Source organism: Paraburkholderia kirstenboschensis, assembly GCF_032806925.1.
GTDB classification, from domain to species: Bacteria; Pseudomonadota; Gammaproteobacteria; order Burkholderiales; family Burkholderiaceae; genus Paraburkholderia; species Paraburkholderia kirstenboschensis.
Genome location: NZ_CP136512.1, coordinates 1,583,790 through 1,610,442 on the forward strand (window position 1 = coordinate 1,583,790; position 26,653 = coordinate 1,610,442).

General features: G+C 61.2%; 28 protein-coding genes and 5 pseudogenes. 17 read left to right on the top strand and 16 right to left on the bottom strand.

Translation table 11 applies throughout. The features are described 5' to 3' along the window. Nucleotides 1–259: 259 nt before the first annotated feature. On the bottom strand, nucleotides 260–643 hold the full coding sequence (locus RW095_RS15885; protein ID WP_317016854.1) for a hypothetical protein: 384 nt from the start codon (nucleotides 641–643) through the stop codon (nucleotides 260–262). Beyond that, nucleotides 621–959: an aldehyde dehydrogenase family protein gene (locus RW095_RS15890; protein ID WP_317016855.1), complete on the bottom strand. Its 339-nt coding sequence runs from the start codon at nucleotides 957–959 to the stop codon at nucleotides 621–623. The genes RW095_RS15885 and RW095_RS15890 overlap by 23 nt, the downstream gene beginning before the upstream one ends. Here RW095_RS15890 and RW095_RS15895 point away from each other — a divergent pair. Continuing rightward, on the top strand, nucleotides 948–1,472 hold the full coding sequence (locus RW095_RS15895) for a response regulator (RefSeq protein WP_317016857.1): 525 nt from the start codon (nucleotides 948–950) through the stop codon (nucleotides 1,470–1,472). The two genes, RW095_RS15890 and RW095_RS15895, sit on opposite strands and share 12 nt — an antisense overlap. A gap of 315 nt (nucleotides 1,473–1,787) precedes the next feature. Further along, complete coding sequence (locus tag RW095_RS15900; RefSeq protein ID WP_317016858.1) at nucleotides 1,788–2,432, top strand: hypothetical protein; 645 nt, start codon at nucleotides 1,788–1,790, stop codon at nucleotides 2,430–2,432. Between the two features lie 188 nt (nucleotides 2,433–2,620). On the opposite strand, the gene RW095_RS15905 is transcribed toward RW095_RS15900, so the two are convergent. From RW095_RS15905 to RW095_RS15935, 7 genes are all read right to left on the bottom strand, one after another. Then, nucleotides 2,621–3,754, bottom strand: a complete 1,134-nt coding sequence (locus RW095_RS15905; protein WP_317016859.1) for a sensor histidine kinase — start codon at nucleotides 3,752–3,754, stop codon at nucleotides 2,621–2,623. 293 nt (nucleotides 3,755–4,047) lie between these two features. Then, entirely contained in the window at nucleotides 4,048–4,479 is a 432-nt protein-coding gene (locus RW095_RS15910; RefSeq protein WP_317016860.1) for a hypothetical protein, read from the bottom strand. A gap of 63 nt (nucleotides 4,480–4,542) precedes the next feature. Next, nucleotides 4,543–4,899, bottom strand: coding sequence for a host attachment protein (locus tag RW095_RS15915; protein WP_317019863.1), 357 nt, complete (start codon nucleotides 4,897–4,899; stop codon nucleotides 4,543–4,545). An 88-nt stretch (nucleotides 4,900–4,987) separates the two neighbouring features. Continuing rightward, nucleotides 4,988–6,202 (bottom strand): alkene reductase, encoded by a 1,215-nt coding sequence (locus RW095_RS15920; RefSeq protein WP_317016861.1) that lies wholly within the window; start codon nucleotides 6,200–6,202, stop codon nucleotides 4,988–4,990. 389 nt (nucleotides 6,203–6,591) lie between these two features. Further along, the gene (locus tag RW095_RS15925; RefSeq protein ID WP_317016863.1) at nucleotides 6,592–6,834 is read right to left on the bottom strand and encodes a hypothetical protein; all 243 of its coding nucleotides are present in this window, start codon (nucleotides 6,832–6,834) and stop codon (nucleotides 6,592–6,594) included. A gap of 150 nt (nucleotides 6,835–6,984) precedes the next feature. Continuing rightward, nucleotides 6,985–7,623 (bottom strand): SDR family oxidoreductase, encoded by a 639-nt coding sequence (locus RW095_RS15930; RefSeq protein ID WP_317016864.1) that lies wholly within the window; start codon nucleotides 7,621–7,623, stop codon nucleotides 6,985–6,987. 34 nt (nucleotides 7,624–7,657) lie between these two features. Further along, nucleotides 7,658–8,188 carry a DUF1269 domain-containing protein gene (locus RW095_RS15935; RefSeq protein WP_317016866.1) on the bottom strand — a complete coding sequence of 177 codons (531 nt, stop codon included), beginning with the start codon at nucleotides 8,186–8,188 and terminating at the stop codon, nucleotides 7,658–7,660. A 453-nt stretch (nucleotides 8,189–8,641) separates the two neighbouring features. On the opposite strand from RW095_RS15935, the pseudogene RW095_RS15940 reads away from it, so the two are divergent. The 3 genes and pseudogenes from RW095_RS15940 to RW095_RS15950 form a co-directional block, all read left to right on the top strand. Next, nucleotides 8,642–8,746 (top strand): annotated as a pseudogene (locus tag RW095_RS15940) (hypothetical protein); the annotation flags it as partial. Nucleotides 8,747–8,791: 45 nt separating this feature from the next. Further along, nucleotides 8,792–9,028 carry a BON domain-containing protein gene (locus tag RW095_RS15945; protein WP_317019864.1) on the top strand — a complete coding sequence of 79 codons (237 nt, stop codon included), beginning with the start codon at nucleotides 8,792–8,794 and terminating at the stop codon, nucleotides 9,026–9,028. A gap of 66 nt (nucleotides 9,029–9,094) precedes the next feature. Next, nucleotides 9,095–9,235 carry a BON domain-containing protein gene (locus RW095_RS15950; protein ID WP_394365152.1) on the top strand — a complete coding sequence of 47 codons (141 nt, stop codon included), beginning with the start codon at nucleotides 9,095–9,097 and terminating at the stop codon, nucleotides 9,233–9,235. A gap of 81 nt (nucleotides 9,236–9,316) precedes the next feature. Here RW095_RS15950 and RW095_RS15955 read toward each other — a convergent pair whose 3' ends face one another. Continuing rightward, complete coding sequence (locus tag RW095_RS15955; protein WP_317016867.1) at nucleotides 9,317–10,093, bottom strand: AraC family transcriptional regulator; 777 nt, start codon at nucleotides 10,091–10,093, stop codon at nucleotides 9,317–9,319. A gap of 216 nt (nucleotides 10,094–10,309) precedes the next feature. On the opposite strand from RW095_RS15955, the gene RW095_RS15960 reads away from it, so the two are divergent. Then, nucleotides 10,310–10,465 carry a hypothetical protein gene (locus RW095_RS15960; protein WP_317016869.1) on the top strand — a complete coding sequence of 52 codons (156 nt, stop codon included), beginning with the start codon at nucleotides 10,310–10,312 and terminating at the stop codon, nucleotides 10,463–10,465. Nucleotides 10,466–10,688: 223 nt separating this feature from the next. On the opposite strand, the gene RW095_RS15965 is transcribed toward RW095_RS15960, so the two are convergent. Further along, nucleotides 10,689–11,123: a PRC-barrel domain-containing protein gene (locus RW095_RS15965; protein ID WP_128597014.1), complete on the bottom strand. Its 435-nt coding sequence runs from the start codon at nucleotides 11,121–11,123 to the stop codon at nucleotides 10,689–10,691. A gap of 295 nt (nucleotides 11,124–11,418) precedes the next feature. Here RW095_RS15965 and RW095_RS15970 point away from each other — a divergent pair, with 295 nt between their 5' ends. The 3 genes from RW095_RS15970 to RW095_RS15980 all read left to right on the top strand — a co-directional run bounded on the left by RW095_RS15970 (nucleotide 11,419) and on the right by RW095_RS15980 (nucleotide 15,955). Next, complete coding sequence (locus RW095_RS15970; protein WP_317016871.1) at nucleotides 11,419–11,994, top strand: HdeD family acid-resistance protein; 576 nt, start codon at nucleotides 11,419–11,421, stop codon at nucleotides 11,992–11,994. A gap of 140 nt (nucleotides 11,995–12,134) precedes the next feature. Next, nucleotides 12,135–12,770 (top strand): Hsp20/alpha crystallin family protein, encoded by a 636-nt coding sequence (locus tag RW095_RS15975; RefSeq protein WP_317016872.1) that lies wholly within the window; start codon nucleotides 12,135–12,137, stop codon nucleotides 12,768–12,770. A 350-nt stretch (nucleotides 12,771–13,120) separates the two neighbouring features. Further along, on the top strand, nucleotides 13,121–15,955 hold the full coding sequence (locus tag RW095_RS15980) for an ATP-dependent Clp protease ATP-binding subunit (RefSeq protein ID WP_317016874.1): 2,835 nt from the start codon (nucleotides 13,121–13,123) through the stop codon (nucleotides 15,953–15,955). 53 nt (nucleotides 15,956–16,008) lie between these two features. On the opposite strand, the gene RW095_RS15985 is transcribed toward RW095_RS15980, so the two are convergent. The 3 genes and pseudogenes from RW095_RS15985 to RW095_RS15995 form a co-directional block, all read right to left on the bottom strand. Continuing rightward, nucleotides 16,009–16,281: a UBP-type zinc finger domain-containing protein gene (locus RW095_RS15985; RefSeq protein WP_317016875.1), complete on the bottom strand. Its 273-nt coding sequence runs from the start codon at nucleotides 16,279–16,281 to the stop codon at nucleotides 16,009–16,011. A 58-nt stretch (nucleotides 16,282–16,339) separates the two neighbouring features. After that, a complete protein-coding gene (locus RW095_RS15990) occupies nucleotides 16,340–17,581 on the bottom strand; it encodes an NAD(P)/FAD-dependent oxidoreductase (RefSeq protein ID WP_317016877.1) in 1,242 nt (413 codons plus the stop codon). Between the two features lie 171 nt (nucleotides 17,582–17,752). Continuing rightward, nucleotides 17,753–17,884: pseudogene (locus RW095_RS15995) on the bottom strand (DUF6566 family protein); the annotation flags it as partial. 254 nt (nucleotides 17,885–18,138) lie between these two features. Between RW095_RS15995 and RW095_RS16000 the strand changes: the two are divergent. Continuing rightward, complete coding sequence (locus RW095_RS16000) at nucleotides 18,139–18,705, top strand: phosphate-starvation-inducible PsiE family protein (RefSeq protein ID WP_317016878.1); 567 nt, start codon at nucleotides 18,139–18,141, stop codon at nucleotides 18,703–18,705. A gap of 240 nt (nucleotides 18,706–18,945) precedes the next feature. Here RW095_RS16000 and RW095_RS16005 read toward each other — a convergent pair. Then, nucleotides 18,946–19,131, bottom strand: a pseudogene (locus RW095_RS16005) (DNA-binding transcriptional regulator); the annotation flags it as partial. A 27-nt stretch (nucleotides 19,132–19,158) separates the two neighbouring features. Here RW095_RS16005 and RW095_RS16010 point away from each other — a divergent pair. Both RW095_RS16010 and RW095_RS16015 read left to right on the top strand, forming a co-directional pair. Further along, nucleotides 19,159–19,292, top strand: a pseudogene (locus RW095_RS16010) (2-hydroxy-6-oxo-6-phenylhexa-2,4-dienoate hydrolase); the annotation flags it as partial. Between the two features lie 205 nt (nucleotides 19,293–19,497). Continuing rightward, entirely contained in the window at nucleotides 19,498–21,111 is a 1,614-nt protein-coding gene (locus tag RW095_RS16015; protein ID WP_317016880.1) for an MFS transporter, read from the top strand. 238 nt (nucleotides 21,112–21,349) lie between these two features. Here RW095_RS16015 and RW095_RS16020 read toward each other — a convergent pair whose 3' ends face one another. Further along, nucleotides 21,350–21,742 carry a RidA family protein gene (locus RW095_RS16020; protein ID WP_317016881.1) on the bottom strand — a complete coding sequence of 131 codons (393 nt, stop codon included), beginning with the start codon at nucleotides 21,740–21,742 and terminating at the stop codon, nucleotides 21,350–21,352. Nucleotides 21,743–21,883: 141 nt separating this feature from the next. Between RW095_RS16020 and RW095_RS16025 the strand changes: the two are divergent. From RW095_RS16025 to RW095_RS16045, 5 genes and pseudogenes are all read left to right on the top strand, one after another. Further along, nucleotides 21,884–22,233, top strand: a pseudogene (locus tag RW095_RS16025) (AAA family ATPase); the annotation flags it as partial. A gap of 239 nt (nucleotides 22,234–22,472) precedes the next feature. Beyond that, nucleotides 22,473–23,174: a FadR/GntR family transcriptional regulator gene (locus RW095_RS16030; protein ID WP_317016882.1), complete on the top strand. Its 702-nt coding sequence runs from the start codon at nucleotides 22,473–22,475 to the stop codon at nucleotides 23,172–23,174. 130 nt (nucleotides 23,175–23,304) lie between these two features. Further along, nucleotides 23,305–24,498, top strand: a complete 1,194-nt coding sequence (lhgO, locus tag RW095_RS16035; RefSeq protein WP_317016883.1) for an L-2-hydroxyglutarate oxidase — start codon at nucleotides 23,305–23,307, stop codon at nucleotides 24,496–24,498. Between the two features lie 142 nt (nucleotides 24,499–24,640). Further along, nucleotides 24,641–25,855: a porin gene (locus RW095_RS16040; RefSeq protein WP_317016885.1), complete on the top strand. Its 1,215-nt coding sequence runs from the start codon at nucleotides 24,641–24,643 to the stop codon at nucleotides 25,853–25,855. A gap of 69 nt (nucleotides 25,856–25,924) precedes the next feature. Then, nucleotides 25,925–26,647 (top strand): ribonuclease activity regulator RraA, encoded by a 723-nt coding sequence (locus RW095_RS16045; RefSeq protein ID WP_317019866.1) that lies wholly within the window; start codon nucleotides 25,925–25,927, stop codon nucleotides 26,645–26,647. The last annotated feature ends 6 nt before the right edge of the window (nucleotides 26,648–26,653 follow it).

Genomic DNA, 26,653 nt, shown 5'->3' on the forward strand with positions numbered 1-26,653 from the left:
AGCGTGTTGGAACTGCGTCAGAAAACAGCGTGACGAGTATAGAACCGCCCGCGCAGCACGCCTCACTTCCGGTCTGGATTGGACCTTTGCGTTTTTCTGAAGTAATCCGCCACAAATTCGCCACAATTCTCGTGATATCCCAGCCCGCAAGGCGCAACGATTCCGTGCTTTATCCCACCGCTCGAGTCGCTGTTGTATCGAAGCGACGGTATTCGGGTTAGCCGACTTCCGCACATTTGGATCGCCGGGCTCTTGTCAGTCATATCGAGTCACATTCGCACACGGGTGATGGGATCTCCAGGTCTTGAGAGATCTCCCCCAGGGACAGTTGGCCATCGGTGAGGCGCCAGATGCCGCGCGGATTGTCACGCTGCAACGCTTCCGGCAGCAGTTCATCCGGCAAGCCTTGGTAGCAGAAGAAGCGGCTATCCGACGTCGCGGGAAATGGTCCGCCATGAATCGATGCGTACGACACTTCTCGCGGATGCGCGAACGCATTAATGACGATGCGTCCCGTGCGGCGCTCAAGAACGGGCAACAGGTTGGCGGCGAGCGGATGATCGACTCGATCGAGCTGTATCTTGCAGAGAGCTGCTCGCGAAACTGCCCGGCGATCGCGATCAGTTACGCTCGATAAAACCATGGCCGATCTCGGCGCCACGCGCAGCAAGCGCAGCCGGGAGCACGAAAGTCGGATTGACGCTCGTCATTTCGGTGAAAACCGGGATCGGATCCGGACGTTGCTGTGCGCGCCGGGATAGCCCCATTTCGCCGCCTTCCGAGCCTGTGAGCGTCACACCCTTGATGAGCGGGTGATCGACCAGTGCCTCGCCAATTTCATTACCGCCGCCGCGAACCCGAAAAAACACTCCTTCGTGCAGGCCCGAATCTCTGACGGCTTGCTGAATCACGCGGCCCATCAGTTGTGACGCGCCGGGATGCGCGTCGTGCGCTTTCACAATGACGGGACAGCCGGCGGCCAGCGGGATGGCATAGCCGTTGCTGGAAATAAAGAGCGCAACTGGGCTCTCGCTATGTCTGTCATCCTGATCGTCGATGACGATTCCGATTCGCTATGGCTTCTTCAAGTTGTTTTGGAGGGACGAGGCCATCACGTTGTACTCGCCGACGATGGACAGCGGGCGCTGGAAATCGCAAGTCGTTGTCTTCCTGATGTAATCGTTACCGACTGGAACATGCCGCACATGGATGGGAACGTCTTGTGTGAGCGGCTTCGGTGCTATCCGGCGCTGGCCCTGATTCCCATCATCATGATGTCGGCGCGATCGCCGCCGCAAGATACAGCTGGACTATGGAATGTTTTTCTTCGCAAGCCATTCGATATCGAAGCGCTCGCAGCGGCCGTCGACTCATTCGCGACCAGGCGCTTGGAAAATAATTCAAATCGAGCGCATTGTGGCGCCGCGCCGTTATCCAGGTGGTCTGGGACAGCCATGAAGTACTGGGCCTAGCAGCGTGGCAGTTGGGGCGGCGCATAGTCGCTTCCAAAACAGGGTTCGTGCGGTTTCCAGTGACGCTCTCACGCCGGTTGCATGGTGGGAGCTGCCATTGAACACGCTTAGCCCGAAGGTGCGTTCAAGTCGGATACGGTGTTGGTTCCCGGGTTCTAGGGTCTCCTTCTCTCGATAACCGCAGTGCAAAAGAGAGGGCTAGCGAGCGGCCTATAATTTCCGGTCCGCACACACACCCTCTGATCCTATGTGGAGCGCTCCATACCCGGACGTTATACCGTAGGCGTTCGCGACAACCTTGCTGCAGAGAAGCCAATGAAGAAAGGAAAGACAAAACTTACCCGCCATGATGCTGAGCGCCTCTTCGAGGGACTGCCTGCCGGAAAGGTGAGCGCATCGAGCCGGCCCGAGAACCCGTTCGAAGCAGGGGTGTTCGACGTGGTCAAGCGCGTCGACGACGAGACCAAACTCTGGAAAGACAACCTCATTTCTCTTCCAATGGCGATCGAACTGCCTGCTGGCTACGAGTCTGTATCCCGCATTCGGGAGTCGATGGCGAAGGCATGGCGCGTGAAGTGGGTGAGGGAAGGTAAGAGCGAAGTTGTCACTGAGTTTCCTGAAGGATGGACCGCCGTTCGCCCGGGAAATGGACCCATCGAGCTGCGAGATCCTTCCGGCGTGGTCCGCGCCTTTTACGGGTGGGCCGAAGATGCTGAGCTCAGGATTTTGCCGCGGTATCTGGTTGAGTCACAGGCGAACAGTTCAAGCGGACTAGGCAGCCTGGTTGTCCGCGATCGCGCGAACGGTCGGATTCTTCAGAGGTCGTCGAACTGGTCCGCCCGAACTGGTACCAACCATCCAGATTGGACCATGCTGACCGCGTGGCTCGATTTGCACTATCCACAACATCGCGATCCGTTTCGGTACTGGGAGGATTGCGAGCAAAACATCCACGAGTGAGCCACTTTTTGTAAGCTGTGTGCAACGGCGACGAAGCGGCCAAGCTGCGGCTGGACACCGTACCGGCGCAATCGCTGTTATTGCGCATGCCACGCTGGATGAGGCTCAGGCGCACCTCCGGCTCACCGGGACTGACTGCGACGGTTATGCGCGGAAAAGCTGTCCACCCGGCCAACTGCTCGCGATAATCACCGCGCTTGTCCGGTAACTGCCTGTCGGGGCAGGCGCACTGTGAAGACAGTCTCCCGTTCGTCCGACCGCACCTCGATCGTGCCGCCGTGCGCTATGGCAATTTCCCGGGAGATGTACAGTCCGAGACCGAGGCTGCCGCCTTGCGCGGCTCCGGCATCCGGGCCACGCTGGAGCGGGTCGAACATCCGTTGGAGCAGCGAAGGTTCGATGGCGTCACCTGCATTTCTCACCTCTAACCGGATTTCCGTCTCGTCGCCTGTCATCACCACCCGCACCGGCGTGTCAAGCGCGCCATACCTGATTGCATTCACGACCAGGTTGCCCAGCACCTGCTGCAGACGTCGACCGTCGCACACCCCCCGCAGGCTGGCGGGTGCCTCCAGCACGATGAGGCGGTCGGGATGAGCCGCACGCAACTGGTCCGTCTCGTCGGCAAGAACGTTCACAAGGTCGACGTCGGTCGGCGCGATCCTGATTCCCAGACCCAGCTCAGTCCGGTTGAAATCACTCAGATCGTCGAGCAGCGCCTGCATCCGGGCACCGGTACGGATCAAACGGTTTGCGGCGGCCGATACACCTTCGCCGGCATTCATCCTTGTAAGCAGTGAAGCCGTCGCCTGGATAGTCTGTAGCGGGCTGCGCATGTCGTGGCCGAGCATCCCGAGGAACAGGTTGCGCTCCCGCTCCACTTCGGCGCTGAAAGAACGGACCGATTCGGCAACCGCCTGGTCCAGCGCCTCATTGAAACGGATGATGTCGTCCAGGTGGGGCACTTCAGGCAGGCAATCATCCATCCACAACTGAAGCACGCTCGCGCGAAGCGCACGGTATTCGGCGGCCAACTGGTTGATGTTAAAACCGCTTCGCGCGCGCAGAATGGCGTGCGTTTGTGCCGCGGTGTGCGGCGCACCCTCGACCTGCGGGGCACGCCCCCATGCCTTCTGCGCCTGCGCTTGCCTGGTCTGCGAGGTCGACAGGTCGGCCACCACCGCCTCAAGCAGCGGCCGGGCGTGATCACGTAAAGCCAGGGAATCCATGCCCACTGCAGCTGGCAGCAAGGTCAGGGCGAACGCTTCCCACTGCACCAGGATACGCTCGATATCGCGCGCGATAAAATCCGCCAGTCGCATGTCCTTCCTTGAAGAAGCAGAATAGCGTTTGGTTCCCGGCTGCGGTTGGTCCTCCCTTTATGAGAACCGGGTCTGCGGGGTGTAACCACCTGCTGGAACAGCTGTCGCAGACTCATCCGCCCGACGACGGTGATTGTAGCAATGGAAGCCCCGTTCACCGGATGCATAGCCAACGCATCGAAATCCGGAGCAGCATATTGGATTGGCGATAGAGTTTCCTCCCTATCATCGCGACACGCAAGGCGACCGTCAACAGAACTGGCAGGGCCGACGAAGCACAACGCAACTCGCGGCTACGTCGCCATACCCAGCATACGGGCGAGATCGGCCAGCCGGTACGGTTTATGGGTAAATGCGGAGTCGTCCAGATGGCCGTACTGTGCCCTGAGGGCGGGAATAGGGTACCCCGAGGCAAGCACGATCCTGACCTCCGGCCGAAGGTCGCGCGTCGAACGCGCGAGCTGGATGCCATCGATTCCCCTGGGCATCACGACATCGGTGAACGGGACGTGGATATCGTCGCGACGGCTCAGCGCATCCGTCAGCTCACCGTTGAACGCGGTAAGCCGATCTTTGGGTGAACCCTCCCGTGGACACTGATCGCGCGGCAACCGGGCGAGCGGAAAACTGGATGCGTGCTGGCGCTCGTCCACTTGACGATGGCCGATATTGTCGGAGGCATTGTCGGAAGCAAGCAGGAAAAGCCCTGATAGAGAGACGTTCATCTCGTGACCTAGGCCTTCAATAGATGACGCATTGAATGCGGCCTACGACCGTGCAGCTCTCCGTCAATGTTTTCTCAGGTGCGCTTGAATTTCGCGCGCATCAAGCGCCGAGAGATCTTCGTTGATCTCTTCGAAAATCATCTGACGCGTCTCCTCGCTCAGACGCGCGCGCAGCATCCCGAGAAACTTCGGCTCCACGGCAAATCGCAGTCGCTGGTACCGGTGATGAAGCCGACCCTGTTCGACGTAGTCGGCGACAGTTTTCGCAAATTTTTCGCGATCCTTCTCGGTCAGCGCCGGTCCACTTGGGACGACATTGACAAGGTCTTCGATTTCCCGCAAGTCCAGTTTAAGTCCAGGTGTCTCGAAGATTCGTGCACGGCTGCCGTCGGCAACGACAACCCAAGTAGTGACAACCATGGTGCGCCTCTCAGCATGATCGGTCGCCGACTCCGCGGCCATCGCAAATCGTCGCGTGAGGCCGGCGAGCTCGCCGGTCAACGACAGTCTATCTCCAGCGCCCGTCGATGACGGACCGTGGGGCCTCCCCGCGCTCCTGCGCGAGCGACGGATAGTCGGTATACCCACGCTCGCCGCCTCCGTAGAACGTGGACGGATCCGGCGAATTGAGCGGAGCGTGCGAGCGGAGGCGTTCCGGCAGGTCGGGATTGGCGATGAACGGGCGTCCGAACGCGATCAGGTCCGCTTTGCCATCCTCGAGCCATCTTTCCGCACTGCTGGCGTCGAACCCGCCCGCGACCATCAGCACACCGCGATAGGTGCGGCGTATCATCTCGCTCATGCGTTTCGCACGCTCCGTGAAAGCGACATCCTCACCGGTCGCCGCCAGTGCGGGATTGACGATGTGCAAATAAGCGAGCCCGTATCGATTGAGCTTCTCGATGACGTAAGAGAAGGTTGCCTCGGGATCGTCGTCATGCATGTCGTTGAAGGTGGCGAGAGGGGAGAGCCGTACCCCGACCCTTTCGGGTCCCCACACTTCGCAAACCGTCTCGATCACCTCGAACAGCAGTTTGGCCCGGCGCTCGCTCGACCCGCCGTATTCGTCCGTGCGGCGGTTCGTGCCCGACAACAGAAACTGGTCGAGCAGATACCCGTTCGCTGCGTGCACTTCGACGCCGTCCATACCAGCCGCCTTTGCGTTGCGCGCACCCCTGAAATACTGGCGCACGAGATACGGCATCTCTTCGATCTGCAGCGCGCGAGGCGTGACGCAGGGCGCGACGACACCTTCGCCGCGCTCGTTCTCGATGAACGCCTCTGCTTTCGGCTGGAGCGCAGACGGCGCAACCGGCAGCATTTCATCGGGTTGCAACGAGGGGTGCGATATGCGTCCGACGTGCCAGAGCTGCATGAACATCAACCCGCCCGCCTCGTGCACGGCGTTCACCACGAGCCGCCAGCCTTCGACCTGCTCGCGACTATGAATCCCAGGCGTCCATGCATAACCTTGCCCTTGCATCGACACCTGCGTCGCCTCGCTGATGATGAGCGCGGCCGATGCACGCTGCGCGTAATAGCAGGCGTTGAGCTGAGTCGGTATGTTGCCTGGCCGGCTCGCGCGCGAACGCGTCAGCGGCGCCATCACGCCACGATGACGCAGGTTGTACGGTCCCACCTTGACGGGTTCGAAGAGCTTGCGCAACGGGATTTGCTCGTCGTTCTGCCCAGCTTCGGCGGGCATGGTTTCCGTATCCGACATAAATTCGCTCCTTGCGTTTTTGACTCAGCCCGAAAGGTACTGCCATAGACGCTTCGAGGCGTCGGCGTCAGATCACATCGACATGATTCCGCTCACAGCCACTCTAGTTGTGTTCCGCGCGCGCTTCTTTCCGGTTTCTGCCCAGATGTGTCACGATCCTGCCGCCATGCGGTCTCTCACCGTTACAAGACCGTGCATTGATCGCCGGTGTTTGAAACTTCGGATAAGCGTCCCGGCGCAGCGGCTTGCGCATGCATGGGGAGCAGTGTCGGCCTCATGCAGTCCGATTCACTCTCTGAACTCATCGCCCAACCATACAAGCCGTTGTGTGCCCGACCTCGTTCAACCCAACCGGTTACGCGATGCTGCGGCGTCGCGGCATTGCGGCGTCAATCCGGCAGAACGAACTCGGTGCGCATGTCTTCGACGATGCGCCGGACGTCGTGGGCAAAGTCGGTGCCTTGCTCGTTGAGCGGCACCATATTCCAGTTCCTGCCGGCGGCATCGGGCGGGTGCCGTTCGGGCAGCGGTATGCGCACGCGCAGTTCTTCCGGTATGTCCGCGCTTATTTTTGCCACGCGACTTTGCGTTTCATCACGAATCTGCTCGGCGGAGAAAACGGTCTTCGGCATGGGAGTTCTCCATCGCGGCGGCCCGCATGGCTTTGTTTTCGAGCGCGGACGGCGCCACTTCAAGTCTGGCTCGTATTGGCGGAACAATCTGGATGAGAGGCGCGCGACAGTTCTGCACTGACGAGAACCTCTCCGGCGCGGCGCACAACGTCAACGGAGCGCGGCCAACGCGTCGCTGATCGGTTTGCCGCCACCGGCAAATCCGACGATCTTGTTGACAAGGCCCACCTTCAGCGCTTCGAGCACGACATCGGCAACATCTTCGCGCGCAACGGGGGCGCGAGCGGACTGCGGGTCGGTCACTATCTCAATCGTCCCGGTACCCGGCTCCATGGTCAGTGTGCCGGGACGCAGCACAAGATAATCGAGACCACTGCCGATCAGATAATCGTCTGCTGCGCGCTTCATCTGGGCGTAATGCCGAAGCGCATCTGGGGCGCGTTCAGGGTCGTATGCCAGCAACGCGCTGACGACGATGAAGCGGTCCGCGCCATACTGCTTCGCACAATCCACCGCCTTGATGATCGCGTCCCGGTCGATCTGACGCTCCTGCTCGGCGCCCTCGCTTTCAGCGGATCCAGCGGCAAAGATAACCGTGTGAACCCCCGCGAGCGCCGCGCAGAAGTCTTGCGTCAAGTCGACGATCACGGGGCTCGCACCGAGGCCTTCGAAGTGGGCCCTCTGCGCTTCGTTACGCAGCAATGCACGAAACGGAATGCCCGCACGATGCAATTTGTCCGCGACTAACCGGCCGGTGCGGCCGGTGGCGCCAATTAATGCAATGCTCATCGTGTCTCTCCAAGACGGCGTGGCAGCGGGATGCTCATGCTGTCGTGCCACTGCTGTTCAGGCTCTCTAGCGCCTTTTTCAGGCGTTCCTCCTGCTCGTTGGTGAGAGATGTCTTTAATACCTTTCCGCCGAAAGGTTGCAGTTCAGGCAGGACCTTGTCGAAATTCACGCGACGCACGAGGATGAAGAGCGCCGACGAACCCGGCTCGATGTTCTGGCCCGTCGAACGCATGAAATCGTCATCGATTCCATAGTCCGAGAGCGCGCCCGACAGCGCGCCCGTACTAGCTCCGATGGCCATGCCTGTTGCCAGCCCGACGAGCGGATTGAGCAACATGACCCCAACCAGCGCACCAAACAGACCACCCCAAGCCGCGCCACTGAGCGCGCCGATCTTGACGAGATCGACGGCTTGCTTGAGGTGTACCTTGCCCTGCGCGCTGCGGACCAGGATACAGGCATCCTCAAGGTCGATCAGGTGCTCCTTTTGCATCTGCAGGAGTTTGGTCAACACCTGGTCGGCCGTCTCTTCGCCTTTAAAGCTTACAACGACTAGATCGCTCATCGATTTGCTCCTCTTCTATGGAAATAAGCCCAGACGTTCCGCGGTAAGACGGTTGAATCCGAGCTCAGCGCCGCAAAACAGCGGCGGTGCCAGCCAACCTTGCATGTCCCGCCCGGCGCGCACCCTGGAATGTTGACGAGGCCATTGACGCGATGACGATGACTTCAAGACTAGGTTCTTGACGGTTGCAGTTCTTCCTCATTCCTGCGAAGACGTGTCGGATGTCTGCGCTCTGCTGCGGCTTTCAGATGTGAACCTACGGTGGCATTCCGCAAAACGGCGCAGGCGTACGGAAGAAAATCGGCCCGGCGCGTCGTACCGTTGCCCGATCGTGGACCGATGCGTGTGGCGCTGGGCGTGGCCCGCGTGCGCGGGTTAGTTCATCAATAAGCCGACGAGGAGCGCGATGAGAACCGACGAAGACCTCAAACAAGACGTGGAGTACGAACTGAAGTGGGATCCAGACATCGATCCATCGGATATCGGGGTTGCGGTCAAGGACGGTGCGGTTTCGCGCGTAGCTTTCGGCAAAGACGCAAGGCCGAAGAGGACGCGACGCGAGTGCGCGGCGTGAGGGGGGTCGCAAACGATGTGGAGGTGAGGTTGCCTCTGATCAACAAGCCGTCCGATCCGGAGATCGTGCGCGAGATCATTGCCCTACTGAAGGCGGAATTGCCTGATGCGGCGGACACCATCAAGGCGGTTGTCAGGCACGGACATGTGACGCTGAAGGGCGAAGTCGAATGGGACTACCAGCGCCGCCGCGCGGCCGACACGGCGCTGCGGGCGAGCGGCGTAACCGGCCTGACGAACGAGATCGAGATCAAGCCGAAGGTCTAGCCCGACGACCTCAAGCGCAAGATCGAGGACGCGTTCAAGCGCAACGCGGAAGTCGACGCACAGCACATCACGGTGGAGGCCGAAGGCAATAAGGCCGTCCTGCGCGGCACGGTCCGCTCATGGGCCGAGCGTGAGGAAGCCGAGCGGGTTGCATGGCTTGCCCCCGGTGTGATGCGGGTCGACAACCGGATCACCATCGATTCCTGACGGGAAGACTCGTGTCGCTCTGTTCATTCGCGAGGGCGGAAGTGCCGCGGTTTTTGCTTGCTCGCAGCTTCGCTAAATGAATCAGCTACCGCCGTTCCGGTGGGAAAGCCGGAATGCGCGCGGCGTCACTCCGGTATATCTATGAAACACGTCGGTGAAATGCTGCTGGGTCTGAAACCCCGCTCGCGCGCCAACGTCAACGAGCGGAATGGTCTCCTCGCACAACATCGTCCTGGCAAATTTCACTCGTTCGAGTGTCACGTACAGATGGGGCGGGTTACCTGTCGCCGTTTTGAAAACGCGCGCAAACTTTGAAGCACTCATGTGCACCAGAACTGCGAGTTGCTCGACCAAAATGGTTTCGGCTATGTTGTCATGAACGAAGGCTTGAATGCGAGCCAGCATTTGACGCGTGATAGGCATGCCCGGCTCGACCGCGCCAGCACAGTGCCCGTAGCGCAGAGCGATGTGCACCGAAATGACATCGGCAAAAGCGTCGGCGCAGGCAGCGTCGATAAGATCCGCATGATCCAAAGCACCCAATGTATCCGCGGCCTCGCGCAGGAACGGATCCCAAGACCTGGACCATTTCGGCACGGCGCCAAACGCTTCTTGCGAGACTTGCCCAAGTACGCTCGGTTTGAGTGCGATAACCCATCCCTTGGGGTCGTTGTCAGCGCTCGTGGCCAACTGCGCCGCCCCAGGAATAACTGCGACAAATGGTGCGCTTATCAGGATGGAGTGACTCGTTCCGCGGTCGTCGCAGCCCGCAGCCTGCACGACAGTGCTACCCGTCGGTATAACGAGCCGACATCCCTGCACCCAATTCAGCCCGCCATTGGTGACGACGACGCTCATGGGTTGGCAGCGTAATTCGTGATCCGGGGTCGATCTTATTGCTTGCGTCATGATAAGCAGAAGTCTCCTTGCCTCGTCGCATACCTAAGCTTACGCCGAATTCAAGGCTGCTTAAGGCGGATTCGTAATATGGGCAGAAGCAACCGGACCTCGTTGAGGGAGTTGCTGCTTTATTGGTGGTCAACCCGGATGACGCTTGACACGCGGATGCCCCGGATGCAAAGCAATCCATCGTTCCTGAAGGCATTCTGCAAGCTGACGCTTGCGCCCGGTATTGCGCAGCGTTCGAAGGCGGTCCGGCTCGCGAAGCGGTATGTCTTGCTCACTGCACCCGCGTCCGCGATCTGGAAACATCAATTTGACCTGGCTTGAGTACGGCGATCGCGCTCGAATGGAGCCTATCGATCATTACGATCCCGACTACATATAGAGGCTCAGAGCGACATCGCTCTATGGACTGACCGATGACAGTCTGAAAGGTAGGGCGGCTTGCGCAACGAATAGTCACCCCGCAGCGCATTCATCGGCGCACCGCTCAATCGCAACGGATGTGCCGCGCGCCAATGTACCGATCCCGGACGATGCAAGACATAGGTCAGTGATGCTCGCTATAGTCGGACCTTGCCTTAGGTGTCGCGCGTACCTTTGCGTATTGAAACTCGGGCAGCGCCTTGATCGCACTTTTCGTCGCACCGGCAAGCACCAGTTTGCCATTGTTGAAATCAAGCTGCTCGATCGGAATGGCCACGTCGTGATGCGACACCCCCAAAAACTGGTTTGCCGCGACGATTGCAAACGATACCGACCGGTCCGGTGCCACGATAATGTCATGAATGACGCCGACGCGCTCACCCTTCTCGTTGAAGACTGGCTTGTCCATGATCGACTTTCTCACGCTCCAGCCTGCCACGATCGCGGTCGACTCTTCCACGCTGATACCAAGCGGCTGGGCGCCGGCCACCTGCGCGTGCGCGCTTAGAGGGAGTCCGAGCGACGACGCGACCAGCCATACAAGCAGATTCGTTTTCATGACGTTCCTTAGTTTTCGTGTTGACGGTGCGACGCCGGGCCGGCAATGAAGACGCGAATGCCAGACCGTGCGCTGCATCAGTTCATGTTAGAACTCCTCACGGCGAGCCGCTATAGAAAATGCTGTGATGGATCGAGTCATTTTGGTGCATCCGGGCTGCCAATATGGATGCCGTTCAGCACGCGTCCTGAATGAACGCAGAATTGCGAAACGCCTCGCAGAAACGCGAAAGAATCGCGGATGCATGGAGCCTAGACTTAAGTTCATCACCTGACGGTAGAGCTTGGAGATCCTCATGGATGAACTGCTTGGGCGCGCTTGGTGGATGCTCATTCTGCGTGGCACGGTAGCGCTGCTGTTCGGCATTCTGGCGTTGTTCTGGCCGGGTCTCACTCTGCTACTGCTCATCACCCTCTTTAGCGCCTACGCAATCGCGGGCGGCATTGTCGCGATTGTCGCGGCCATCCGCTACCGCACGACGCACGCCGGCTGGTGGGTGCCCTTGCTGCTGGGCATCTGCAGCATCGGCGCCGGTGTGATAGCCGCGTTAGTGCCGGGAATTACCACACTCGTGCTGATCGCCGTCATCGGCGCAAACGCGATTATCACCGGCGTATTCGATCTGATCGCGGCAACGCGGCTGCACAAGCGTCTGCGCAATGCGTGGATGCTGGTGCTCACCGGAGTGCTCTCCGTGCTGTTTGGCATCCTCGTGCTGCTCTTTCCGGGCGCCGGCGCACTAGCGCTTGTCTGGCTGATCGGCGTGTATGCGTTGTTCACGGGCGCGCTGCTGTTCGTACTCGGCATCACTGCGCGTGCCTGGCACCATGACGGCCTGACCCGCGAGCCACACGCGCCATTGCATCCGTAAGCGCACCGCTCACGGAACTCGTGGGTCACAAGGTCAAGCCCGCGGCCAACCTTGCATCCGGAGGTCGAATGGACCGCCCGTCTTCTCCAGTGGTCCAGCCTCAGGTCTGGCACTGGCGTACCTCACGTAGGGAGAATCACATGCATCTCGATCTCGACAAATGGAACCCGTTCCGGTTTCTACGCTCGCACCCTGCGCAAAAAAGCGCATCGGGCAGCGCCGGTGCGCCGCACACCAGTCAGCAAAGCGCGCGGCCAAATGCGCAACAGACTGGCGGCACGCAAACGGGTAACGGGGCACCGGCGGCAGCCGCTGCTGCGCAGGTAGCGCTTGCGCCTGCCAGCTGGCCGCTGCCCGATCCGATTCATCTGTTGGCCGAGTTGATACGCGATCCGTTCGGCGGCCGTGGACCGCTCGGAAGCTGGTTCGGCGACTTCAGCGCCAGCGAGTTTCAACCGCGGATCGATGTCACCGACGAAGGCGACGCACTGCGTGTTGTCGCCGAATTGCCCGGCATGACCCGCGACGACGTCGAACTCGAAGTGGTTGAAGACATGCTGATCATCAGCGGCGAAAAGCGCTTGGAATCGACGAGCGAAGAACAGGGATGCTATCGGGTCGAGCGGTCGTTCGGACACTTTCAGCGCGCGGTCCCGCTGCCCGCGGGCGTCGATCTCGATCGGGCAGAGGCCAGATTTGAAAACGGCGTGCTGACGCTGCGGGTCCCCAAAGCGGTCGGAGAACCGGCAGCGAAGCGGCGCATTGAGATCAAATGAAAATCCGCGCGGCGCCGGCACGCTAGTTCGGATACCGTAACAAATGGATGAGGCGAACAGCAGATCTTCGAATTCTGGCAACCGGACGGAACGCTCGCGGTCGAAGCCGTGCTGCCCGGCCGCGACGAGGAACGGGAAGCGGCAGCGACCGAGCATGAAGTGCCGTTGCTTCTGGGCAAGCTGCTGAGCCAGTTGCCCCAACGCGCGGCGGCACGCGGTGCTAGCGCAAGTGGACTATGTGCCGCAGCGGAAAGTCGCGGTACGCGTCGCCACGGAGCGGAACAGATATTTTCCACCCACCCCTTACCCGCCCGGGAAGCGACGCGCTCACGGACGAACAGGAGATCATCATGGCCGAGTGCAGTGTTTGCGGAAAGCCCGCGACCTCGCAGATCACGATCACCGAAAACGGTCAACGCCGTCAGCTGATGCTGTGCGATGAGCACTATATGGAGTTTATGGCGCGCAATCAGCGTCGCCTGTCGCCGCTCGAGTCCCTCTTTCACGGGGGACTTTTCGACAGTCTGTTCGACGACATGTGGCCACAGATGGAAGACGGCCGCGGTAGCCGGTCACGGGTCAGACGCGCGCCCGGACAATCCGGCGGCGCGGATCAGGACACAGGCACCGGCAGCGGGCAAGCCGGCGATTCAGCGGGCGCACAGCCAGGCGGCCGCACGCGCCGGCATCGCCGGGCGCGCGAAGCGGTGGACCTGCAGACGTACCTGAGCGAGGGCGGTCTGGACCGCCTGCAAGCCGCGGCGCAAGCAGCCGCCGAATACGGCAAGAACGAAGTCGATACGGAACATCTGTTGCTGGCGCTCGCCGATAACAATGTCGTGCAGGAAATCCTGCGCGAATTCAAGCTCGATCCCGAAGAGATCAAGAAGACCATCGACCAGACCGCGCCTCGCGGCACCCGCAAGGAGCCGAGCGACAACGAGCAGTTCGGTGTGTCGCCACGCGCCAAAAGTGCGCTGGAAAATGCGTTGAAGGCGTCGCTGGAACTGGGCCACAGCTACGTCGGACCGGAACACATTCTGATTGGGCTCGTCGAGGAAGAAGACGGCTTTGCCGGTGAATTGCTGCGCAAGCTCGGGCTGTCGTCGCCATCGCTGCGGCAAAAAGCAGTCAAGGTGGTCGGCAAGGGTGCCGAAGACGGCAAGATGGAAGGCCGCTCCACCACGCCAACGCTCGACAAGTACGCGCGCGATCTCAGCGCGCTTGCGCGTCAAGGCAAGCTGGATCCGGTGATCGGCCGTGACAAGGAAATCGAAACCACCATTGAAGTGCTCGCGCGGCGGCGCAAGAACAATCCGGTGCTGATCGGCGAACCGGGTGTGGGCAAGACCGCTATCGTCGAAGGCCTCGCGCAACGCATTGCTCAAGACCAGGTACCGGAAGTGCTGCGCGGCAAGCGCGTGGTGGAACTGAATATCAACAGCGTCGTGGCAGGCGCGAAGTATCGTGGCGAGTTCGAGGAACGCGTGAAGCAGGTGCTGGACGAGATCATCGAGAACCAGGACCGTCTGGTTGTGTTTATCGACGAACTGCATACCATTGTCGGCGCCGGCCAGGGCGGCGGGGAAGGCGGTCTGGATATCGGCAATGTCTTCAAGCCCGCGCTCGCTCGTGGTGAGCTGCACCTCGTGGGCGCGACGACGTTGAACGAATACCAGAAGTACATCGAGAAGGACTCTGCATTGGAGCGGCGCTTTCAGCCAGTCATGGTGCCTGAGCCGAGCGTCGAGGAAACGATCGAAATTCTGCGTGGCCTGCGCGACCGGCTCGAAGCGCATCACAAGGTGAAAATCACCGAAGAGGCGGTCGTTGCTGCGGCAAAGCTCTCGGACCGCTATATCGCCGCGCGCTTTTTGCCGGACAAGGCGATCGATTTGCTGGATCAGGCCGCAGCACGCGTGCGCATTTCGTCGAATTCGCGTCCGCAGCCATTGCACGATGTCGAGGCGAGCATCCGCCGCATCAAACAGGAACAGGACGCGGCCAGCGCTGCAAAGAAATTCGATAAGGCCAAGGAACTGGAAGAACAGCTCGTCGCCGAACAGAAGCGCCTGCATGAAGCCACAGAAACGTGGAAGAAGGAGCGCGGCACCAGTTCGCAGGAAGTGACGGCGGAGGACATTGCGCAGATCGTTTCGTCGCTCACGGGCGTACCGGTATCTGAACTCACGGCTGAGGACCGTCAAAAGTTGTTGCGACTGGAAGACCGCCTGAAGGAGCGCGTGGTCGGCCAGGATGAAGCCGTCTCCGCGGTCGCCAAAGCCGTGCGGCTTTCGCGCGCCGGTTTGACGGAAGCCGGCAAGCCGACTGCGAGCTTCCTCTTTCTCGGGCCTACAGGTGTGGGCAAAACCGAACTCGCAAAGGCGCTTGCCGCTTCGGTGTTCGGCGACGAGAACGCGCTGGTGCGCATCGACATGAGCGAGTATTCCGAGCGTCACACGGTGGCACGGCTGGTTGGCGCGCCGCCCGGATATGTCGGCTACGAGGAAGGCGGGCAACTCACCGAGCGCGTGCGGCGCAGGCCATATTGCGTGGTGCTGCTCGACGAAATCGAAAAGGCGAACTCGGAGGTGCACAACCTTCTGCTGCAACTGTTCGACGAAGGGCGGCTCACCGACGGCAAGGGACGTCTGGTCGATTTCACCAACACGGTCATCATCGCGACGAGCAACGTCGGCTCACAACTGATTCAGGACAACATGAAGGCCGACTCGAAGCAGCTCGACTATCCTGAACTGCGCGACCGGTTGATGGAGATCCTGCGGCATCATTTCAGGCCGGAGTTTCTCAATCGCGTCGATGAGGTGGTTGTGTTTCATGCGCTCGGCAAGGAGCAGATTCGCAGCATCGTCGATCTCCAACTCGCGCGTGTACGGCGTACGGCGCTGGCCCAGGGCATCGATCTGTCGTTCGACGATGCGTTGCGCGATTACCTCGCGAAGATCGGCTATGACCCCGAGTTCGGCGCCCGGATGCTCAAACGCAAGATTCGGCTTGAAGTGGAATCGCAACTCGCCGATGCGATGCTGCGTGGCGACGTGCGCGACGGCGACAAGGTCACAATGACCTACGACTCGGGTACGCGTTCGGTGCGTGTGCAGAAAGGAGCAGCGCCTACGGAAGCGCCCAGCGAGGCGCCGAAGCAAGCACCGGCGCATGCGTGACACCGGCATGCTGAAGAACGCAACGCCGGCCGCACGTGCGGCCGGCGTTGCCGTCACGATTCAAGTTCACCTACGACGATCTCGTCGCGATAACACCAGATCCACGTTTCGCCGGGTTCGATTGAACGTACCAGCGGATGGCCGGTCGCGTGAAAATGTTTGCTTGCATGCCGGTTCGGCGACGAATCGCAACAGCCGACGTGTCCGCATGAAAGACAAAGCCTCAAATGTACCCACGGCTGGCCGAGCTCCACGCAGTCCTCGCAATAGTCGATGGACGTGTGGAAAATGCGGGCCGCGCCTTGGTGCGTGCAAGCAGGGGTCATGATCGTCCTCCTCGGACAAGGTACGCGAGACGCGCGCGGATCAAGGCCGCGCGTCCGCTCAGGCGCTATTGAGATAGCGATTCACCAGCGCGACAGCCATTGCCCCCTCGCCGACCGCCGACGCCACGCGCTTGATCGACGCGTGACGCACGTCGCCTGCTGCGAATACGCCGGGCACACATGTTTCCAGATGCAGCGGCGCGCGTTCCAGCGGCCAGTTCAAATTCGCCCGATATTCCTGCAGGTCGGGACCGGTCACGAGATAGCCGCCTTCATCGCGGACAATGCCGACCTCCTGCGCCCATTCGGTCTGCGGTACCCCGCCAATGCAGACGAATAGCCAATTCGTCCTTGCCGTGCTTTGCCGTCCGGTGCGGACATCGGTCAGCGTGATCTCCTCCAGCACGTCATTGCCTGCGAGCGCGGTAACTTCGGTGCACGTGCGCACTTCGATGTTCGGCGCCGACGTGATGCGATCCACCAGGTACTGGGACAACGTGTTCTTAAGCGATGTGGCACGCACGAGCATATAGACGCGGTTGGCGGATTGCGAAAAATGCATGGCGGCCTGTCCCGCCGAATTGCCGCCGCCCACCACATATACGTCTTCGCCGTGGATCAGCTCGGCCTCACTCGCACCGGCGCCGTAATAGAGACCCGCGCCGAGAAAGCGCTCTTCACCCGCCAGAGCCAGCGTGCGATATGCCACACCGGTCGCGCAGATAGACGTGCGCGCCGTGATACGTGTGCCGTCTTCCAGATACACGATGCCAAGGCCTGGCGGAAACTCCGCGTGCACGCCGGCGCGGGCCAGCAGGATTTCGGCGCCGAACTTGATGGCCTGAACGCGCGCCCGCTCGGCGAGCTCCGCGCCGCTTAGGCCCTGTGGAAAGCCCAGGTAGTTCTCGATTTTCGAGCTGCTGCCTGCCTGACCGCCCAGTGCCCAACGCTCCACCAGTACGGTATGCAATCCCTCCGATGCACCGTACACCGCCGCGCTCAATCCCGCTGGGCCCGCGCCGTAAATCGCGAGATCGTAGGCCTCGCGGGATGGACTTGCAAACCAGCCGAGCTTCTCGGTGATTTGCCGGATGGTGGGACATTCGAGCCGCGTGCCGTCGTGGAAGACGCAAACCGGCAAGCGCGAATCGGAGAGATGCTGAACGTGTGCCAGTTCCTCAGCTTCTTTATCGCTGCGCAGTTCGATCCATTCGAACGGAATGTCGCTCCGATGCAGGAAGTCGCGTATCGCGTAGCCATTTGCGCTGCGCATGGGTCCGTAGATTCTGACCATGGACATGCTATCCGCCTTTGAGGACGTTCATGAGCTTCTTTCGTTTCACTCGGCTCACCGGCAGGCGGCCGCATTGGCATAACCGCAGTTCGCCATATTCGTCCATCTTGAGCACATGGTGTGCGGGCGTCTTTCGCGATACTCCTGGGTTTTGTCCGCTTTCCGCCAATCGTTCCATTACATCGGGTCGTGCGAATGTTCCAGCTTGTGATCGAAGAAACGCGTGGCCCGTTCGACGCCGTCGCGCACCGCCTCCTCCGGCGTGAGCCATTGCGGCTGGATCGTCGTGGACGCGAATCTGCTCAGCGGTTCGGACGGTCTTCGGTATCGGTGGGCCTCTAGTCGTTAATCCGGGTATGCTTGGACAGTCCGTCAGTTGTGCGGACAGATCACGCGTAGGCGAGCCGCGAGGCCGCCCGTCGGAAAAATGCGCAGAAAGCCGAAAGACACCGGTGTGAAAAGGACCGATCCTTTTCAAGTCAACCGGCACCCGATCTTAGAACGGTTGTCCGGAGCCTGCGGTGCGTTCGCGGTGCAGCGACGGCCGCTCCGGAGCCAAGATCATGGAAAGGAAGAAAAGCAGGCTGCGCAACGATCTCGATGCGTTGCGCGTAGAGTGGGATCTGCTCACCTTTTATGAACGATTCGAGCAGCTTGTCGCGCATGTCCTGAGCGTGGTGATTTCTATCATCATCCTCGTGTCGCTCTGGCAGTTGATTCGCGCGGTGATTTCATTGCTGGTTTCGAACGCGCTGAACCCGCTGGATCACGCGGTGTATCAGACCGTTTTCGGCATGGTCATGACGCTGCTGATCGCTATGGAGTTCAAACATTCGATTACGCGCGTGATGGCACGGCGCGATCACATCGTGCAGGTCAAAACGGTGCTTCTCGTTGCGCTGCTGGCGATCGCCCGCAAATTCATCATTCTCGATCCCGCCGGTGCGCCCGCCCAGATCGCGGCGCTTGCGTTTGCGCTGGTGGCGCTGGGGAGCGTCTACTGGCTGATGCGGCAGCGTGATGACCCGGTCGACGCAACGGCCGCCGCCCAAGCGGAGCGTGATCGTGTGGCGCACGCGCAGCGACAGCAAGGGGTACGGTCCGCCGAAGGCGAGCAGGGCGACAATTGACCCCCGCTAATCCGGCAAGATCGAGAATGCCTCCGATCGTGTCCTCATGCTTCCGGACCGCTACTGATGTCAGGGCGAGCGGAAAGATCCAGCGATTCATCGGCACCGATTCTTCCAATTGTCCGCACGCGCGTGGGTGGTGCACATCGAAAGCGGGATCCGCCAGGGTGAGTACAAGAATCGGCCAGGTTGCGCGATTGGCGTTGCATCAATCATGGCGTCGCGGATAACGTGACCTCATCAGTCTTCTTTCGCACGGTCCGGTGCAGACTCTGATTCCAGCGCCGTTACCATTTCGCGTGCCGCCGTTTGGAGTTCTGATACGTAGCGCTGTTTCGCCTCCGCGAGCGTGACTGCCCGTGAAAGGAACACGACATTCAGGCTTGCCAGTACACGTTCCCGCGATACGATCGCAACGGCAACGGCAACGGCAACGGCAACGGCACCGATCGGCCGATGGATGTCGGCTTGCGTCTGGTTGCCGGCATGCAGAACGCCGAGATGCATATTTCGGCCGCTGCGGACACTGGGTGCAGTGGGAGCATGCGGACCGCTTCAACCGGATGGTGATCGAGTTTCTTGGTTGAGCAACCGAAGTGTGACCTTTGGTGACTGGACGGCGCGGGTCAGGTTCGGTGCGCTAGCTGCCAGCGCAGCACAGGGTGCGCACAAGCGGGCAGCGCTCCAGGTCTGACGACCGCGCAGATGAGTATGCCGCGACCAACAGGTCGCGCCTGCGGTCGCACGCCCCAGTTGCTATGCTAGTCACCATCGACCTGCACTGGAGCGAGCATGGCCGGCCCGCGAGTTCTTCGTAACGACCCACACGCCGCGCACGTCATCGCTGCGCAAGCGAGCCCGTGCGACGAGCTCATCGTCCGCACGCAGCCCGCCGCGCTCGACAGTCCGTGCCGGCGCAAGCGTCTGGCGCTCGCCGCGACGATCCTCGGCTCGAGCATGGCGTTTATCGACGGCTCCGTCGTCAACGTCGCGTTGCCCGCCATTCAGACCGAGCTCCGCGCGAGCGTCGCGGCGATGCAGTGGATCGTCAATGCCTACCTTCTCTTTCTCGGGTCGCTCGTGCTGGTGGGCGGGTCGATGGGCGACAAGCTCGGCCGCCGTACAGTGTTCGTCGCGGGCATCGCGGTCTTCACGCTGGCGTCGGCCGCTTGTGGGCTCGCGCCGAACGCGGGCTCACTGATCGCCGGGCGTGCGGTGCAGGGCATTGGCGCTGCGCTCTTCGTGCCCAGCAGTCTCGCGATCATCGGTGCCGTATTCGACGGCGAAGAGCGCGGACGGGCAATCGGCACCTGGGCGGGTGTCGGCGCGATTACCTCGGCGCTGGGGCCAGTGGCCGGCGGCTTGCTCGTCGACGCGTTGTCGTGGCGCGCGATCTTCTTTCTCAACGTCCCGCTCGCAGCGGCGACGATTGCGCTCGCGATTTCGTCGGTGCCGAACAGCCGCAAGCTCGATGCGCCTCAACAGTTGGACTGGCCTGGCGCGCTGAGTGCGGCAGCGGGGCTCGCCGCACTCACCTATGGCCTGACCGAGGCATCGGCGCGTGGCTTCGCGCATTCGCTCGTAATGTGCGCGATCGGCGTTGGCGTGCTCGTGCTGGCGGCATTCGTGATGATCGAAGCGAAGAGCCGTGACCCGATGATGCCGCTCGAGGTGTTCCGCTCGCGCGATTTCACCGGCGCGAACCTCGTCACACTGCTGCTTTACTTCGGTCTGGGCGGCGCATTTTTCTTCCTGCCATTCACGTTGATCCGCGCGCATGGCTACACCGCCACCGAAGCGGGCGCGGCGTTGCTGCCGGTGCCGGTCATCATCGGCGTGTTGTCGCGCTTGACTGGCGGTCTGACGACCCGCTTCGGTTCGCGGGCCCTATTGAGCGCTGGCCCGGGCATCGCCGGAATCGGGTTTGCGATGCTCGCGCTGCCGTTCGTGCGAGGCAGCTATTGGGCCGGGTTTCTCCCCGCGCTCGCCGTGCTCGGGCTCGGCATGACCATCACGGTCGCACCACTCACGACGACCGTGATGGCCTCAGTGCCGGGCCACCGCGCAGGCGTCGCCTCCGGCATCAACAACGCGGTCGCACGCGTCGCGAGCCTGCTGGCGGTTGCGGTACTCGGCATTGTGTTTGTGTGGTCGCACGACGCGGCGCTGTCGGCGCGGCTAGACGAACTGCACGTTCCTCACGATGCACGCCAGACCGCGTTACTGCGGTTGGACGCGCAAGCGGGCGCCGCAGCCACCGATGCCCCTACGCCGCAGCAGACACTCGCGGCGCAGGCGGAAGCCGGCGCCATCGTCGACGCGCTGCGCGCCGTCGCGCTGGTGTCCGCTGCATGCGCGTTCGCGGGAGCGGGGCTCGCCCTGGCAATCATCCAGCCGCGCAAGTGATGTGCTTCGCCCCACCGGACGCGTTTGGTTGCGGCATCTCTACTTCGATCTTCGCTGGGACGGGGCGGCTTAAGAGCCGAGCCGCGCGGGCTTTCTGAACTTCACGATAAATCGATCGGTTCGATAACGAATCCCGCGTGCAAGATGCTGGATGTACGCGAATCGCCGCGATCATGCCGAACGTCATGCTCGCCCGTGTGTTCGAACCAGGCGGCCTCACGATCACGCGTTCAGTGAATCAAACCGCTGCTACGCAGTCGATCTCGATGTCGAAACGTCCCGGCCACGCTGGCACGTTAATGAAAATTCGTGCCGGCGGCTGTGGGCCGAAGAAACGCGCATAAATCTCGTTGACGACCGGGAACATCTCGACCGATGTGCAGTAGACATTGCACTTGAGCACCTGATCGAGCGACGATCCTCCTGTCTCAACGCAGAGCTTCAGTTGGTCCAGCACGCGTTGAGTTTGCTGTTCGATCGGGGTATCGAGCACCTCGCCGGTCTGCGGATCGAATGGCGGCAAGCCGGACACATAAAGCGTGTCGCCATGACGCGTTGCGACGGAGGTCGGCGCCTTCCAGCGCTCGAGCCAGCTGGACAATGGTTCGACACGGATGATTTCGCGAGGCATTTGCTACTCCTTGAGTGCAAGACAATCAATGCGAACGGCGCGTATCAGGCGTGGGGATTCGACCGGGGCGTCCAGTGACAGACTACGACGTGGTCTATAAGAAGAGCCGTGAATGCCCGGATTCCGCCAGAGAACTGCCGCGACGAGATCGAGAAGGCGCATCGGGATGTGAGCAACGCGCTGCTGCAAGTTTCGGCGACGGCAGGCTCACCGATGCAAGGGCTGCGTAGCCGACTTTAGCAACACGGTGAACATTCGGCCAGCAATCTCGATGCGTCGATCATCATGGAGAACCTCGAGAAAAGAGACAAGAATCGCTTTGCAGAAGGATGTCCGCGAGAAGCTAATGGACGGGTCAAAGGCGCACTTTCGTCCCGAATTCCTGAACCGGATAGACGAGGTCGTTGTTTTTCACCGGGCCTTCGCGCGAGCACATCCGGGCGATTGTGCAAATCCAGATAGATCGCGGAGTGCGGACCGCAGCGGCGCGGGGCGGAGGCGCCTTCCACAAGAGCGCAGACAAGGCGACGCTGACCACAGTCGAAGCTGAACCAAAGCCCACGGAAACAAAAGGGCAAGTCGGCGAGCAAGAAGGGCGCGTCGAAGTCGGATTAGGACAAGGAAGAAATCCTCGACGACCGATTCCTATTGCATTGGACGCACGTCCTGCCCTTGACATCCCGCGAAGTTACCGATATTGTCTGACAACCTGATCAATGAGGCAATGTTGATGCTTGAACTGGAACGTCCTGATTCGCTCGTGCAACGTGTGGTAAGTGCGCTCCGCGCGGAGATCGACGCAGGTCATTTCCCCGCCGAATCGCGTCTGCCGACCGAGCAGCAACTCTCGGAGCGGCTCAACGTGAGTCGCTCGGTGGTGCGCGAAGCAATCGCCCAGTTGAAGTCCGACGGCGTGCTGGTGGCCCGGCGGGGAGCAGGATCGTTTATATCGCAGACACCGTCCGGCACGGTTTTCCGGCTGCCGGGCGGCGGCAGCCAGAAACTGAACCTTGCACAGCTGTTTGAAATGCGTTTATGGATCGAAACGCAGGCGGCAATGACCGCAGCGCGCCGGCGCACGGCGGAAGATCTGAAGCGGATGAGCGACGCGATTCGCGAGATGGAAACCAGGCGCAATGATTTCGACGCTGCTTCCGCGGCCGATGTGGCGTTTCACAGGGCCATAGCCGCAGCTACCAAGAACGAGTATTTCGTTGCGTTCCATGATTTCCTGCGCGGCCAGCTGGTCGCGGTGCGTCGCGCGCAGTGGGCCAACACTGCGAGTCAGGCGGGGGACTACGCGCGCCAGGAGCACGGTGAACTCTACGACGCGATCAAGCGTCGCGACCATCTTGCGGCCGCCGAGTTTGCCGAGCGGCATCTGCGTGCTGCTGCGAAGCGTCAGAAGATCGAGTTACCTTCCGGCGATTGAAACCTACAGGCTCCCTCGCGTGGGTGCTTCGAACCCGTGCCGAGAGACGTCTCTTTTTGTCTTTACTTAGTCTGACAACCTGATAAACGGACGAAAAAGCAGCCGTACGCTTCGTTCGCAAAAAAGCAATATGACCTACGACTTTTGCATCATCGGTGGCGGCATTGTCGGACTTGCGACGGCCATGGAATTGTTGCGGCGGGAGCCCTCGGCCTCACTCCTGTTGCTGGAGAAGGAAACGTCGCTCGCGAAACATCAGACCGGGCACAACAGCGGCGTGATCCACGCGGGCATCTACTATCAGCCGGGCAGCCTGAAGGCCGAGTTGTGCAAGCGCGGCGCCGAGGCGACCAAGACGTTCTGCACCGAGCACGGCATCCCTTTCGAGGTGTGCGGCAAGTTGCTGGTCGCGTCCAATCCGCTCGAACTGTCGCGTATGACGGCTCTTCACGCGCGTTCGCAGCAGAATGGTTTGCGCGTCGAGCGGCTGGATGCCGCGGAACTGCAGCGGCGCGAGCCGAACATCGTTGGTATGGGCGGGCTCTTTGTCCACACGACTGGGATCGTCGATTATCGTCAGGTATGCGAAGCGATGGCGCGAGTCATCAGAAAGTCAGGCGGCGAAATCCGACTCGGCACGCGCGTTACTTCGATAGCAGAAAGTGGCGATTGCGTCACGGTCGGCGCGGACGATGCTCACTGGCAAGCAAAAAGACTGGTGGCCTGCGGAGGGCTGCAATCAGACAGGCTGGCGCGGCTTGCGGGTGTGAAGATCGATCATCAGATAGTGCCGTTTCGTGGCGAGTATTACCGCTTGCCGGCCTCCAAAAACAATGTGGTGCGGCATCTGATCTATCCGATTCCCGATCCGGATCTGCCGTTTCTCGGCGTGCATCTCACGCGGATGATCGACGGGAGCGTTACGGTCGGACCGAACGCCGTACTCGGTTTCGGCCGCGAAAACTATCCTAAGTTCTCCGTCAATCTGCGTGACGTTGCGCAATACGCAACCTTCCCGGGCTTCTGGAAAACGATTGGGCGCAATTTCACGTCGGGCATGGGCGAGATGAAGAACTCGCTGTTCAAGCGGGGCTATCTCGAACAGTGCCGCAAATACTGCCCCTCGCTGACCGTCGACGATCTGCTGCCGTACGAAGCCGGCATTCGTGCGCAAGCCGTGATGCGCGACGGCACGCTGGTACATGATTTCCTGTTCGCCGACACGCCTCGCATGGTGCACGTATGCAACGCGCCTTCGCCGGCGGCGACGTCCGCGATACCGATCGGCGCCATGATCGCCGACCGCATTCTGAAGCCCGCGTGACAAGAAGGATTACTGAATAAAAATTTACTTTCGCCGATGAGGCGGGTCATCGCCTCATCCGATCCTCTGTTGCGTGCGCCGGGCATCGGCAAAGCGCAATCCTTCCCTCGTTGGAACCACAAAAGTGACTGGAGACCTGGCAGTGCATAAGCCTTTCGCAACGACATCATCATCGAAGCCATTTTCCGCGCGTGCGGCCCTTGCATTCGCGGCGCTTGCCGCAGCGGCATCGGCGCCGGTTCACGCGCAAAGCAGCGTGACGCTGTACGGCATCATCGATGAGGGCATTAACTATACGAGCAATGTACAAACAAGTCCGGGTCACGGCCACAATCTGTACAGCCTGTCGAGCGGAATTCTGAGCGGTAGCCGCTGGGGTCTGCGAGGCGTCGAAGATCTGGGCGGGGGCCTGAAGGCGCTGTTCGTGCTCGAGAGCGGTTTCGACGTGAACAACGGCAAAATGGGACAGGGCTCGCTGCTGTTCGGTCGGCAGGCTTACGTGGGACTGTCGGGCCGGTTCGGCACGGTGACGCTCGGCCGCCAGTACGACCCTGTGGTCGACTACATCCATCCGCTCATGCCGAGTGCGATGTTCTCGGGCAGCATCGGCGCGCATCCGGGCGACCTCGACAACCTCAACAATACCAATCGCGTGAACAACGCGGTCAAGTACCGCACGCCCAGCTACGCAGGTCTCACGGCCGAAGGCATGTATAGCTTCGGTGGCGTGCCGGGCAGCATGGCGGGCAACCAGATCTACTCGATCGGCGCCGGCTATGCGCGCGGCCCGCTCAATGTCGGTGTCGGCTACCTGAGCGCGCGCAACCCGAACGCATCGTTCTTTGGCACCGCAGTCGGCGCTACAGCGGCCACAAACAACTTCGGCAGCTCCCCGGTCATCAACGGGTATGCGTCGGCACAAAGCGAAGAAATCATCAGCGCGGGCGCGACGTACGCCATTGGCGCGGCAACCGTCGGTGCGATCTACTCCAACACGAAGTACAAGCATTTGAGCGGCGCGGCTTCGGTGCTCAATCCGGCTGGGATGGGCGGCACCGCGACATTCAATAGCGCGGAACTCAGCTTCCAGTATCAGCTGACGACGGCACTGTCGGTCGGCGCAGCCTACAACTATACCGACGGCGGCGCAGCGAACGATGCGAAGTATCACCAGGGTGCATTGAGCGCCGACTACGTTGTCTCAAAGCGCACCGACTTCTACCTGATCGGCGTCCTCCAGCATGCGTCCGGCACCGATTCGACGGGCCATGCGGCGCGCGCGTCGCTCAACGGCCTGACTCCTTCGTCGGGTAATCAGCAGGCGACGGTGCGTTTCGCGGTTCGCCACAAGTTCTAAAGCCCGCCAACGCCACCACTTACCGAAACCAGGAGCAAATCTGTGACCTCTGAGACTTTCGCGAGCCCGCTGTCCGACGAGAACCGCGCCCGCCTGCGCAATGTCAGCACGGCAACCTTGACCACTGCGCTCTTCAAGCGTGGCTTGAACAACGTCTGCGTGCAAGGCGTGCTGCCGGTCAACCCGGCGGCAGCGCGCATGGTGGGGGAAGCGTACACGCTGCGGTACATTCCGGCCCGCGAGGATCTCGATCACATTGGCGTGTTCTCGGATCGCGGCCATCCGCAACGGCGTGGCGTGGAGGAAATTCCGCCTGGTCACGTGATGGTGGTCGATTCGCGCAAGGACGCGCGCGCGGCGTCCGCGGGCGGCATTCTGATCACGCGAATGATGATGCGCGGTGTCGCGGGCGTCGTCACCGACGGCGGCTTTCGCGATACCCCGGATCTGCGGAACCTCGACTTTCCATGCTACGCGGCGCGGCCGTCGGCACCGACTAACCTGATTCATCACCATGCTGTTGATCTGAACGTGCCAATCGCGTGCGGCGACGTTGCGGTGTACCCGGGCGACATCATCGTCGGCGACGCGGAAGGAGTGGTGGTGATTCCGGCGCATCTGGCCAACGAGATCGCCGAAGAAGCGGCCGCCATGACCGTGTTCGAAGACTGGGTCGACGCACAGGTGCGCGCCGGCCGCCCCACCTTCGGGTTGTACCCGCCGGACGACGCGACGCGCGTCGAATTCGAGGCGTGGAAGGATAGCCTGGCCGGCAACGGCTCGGGTCTATGAGAAAGG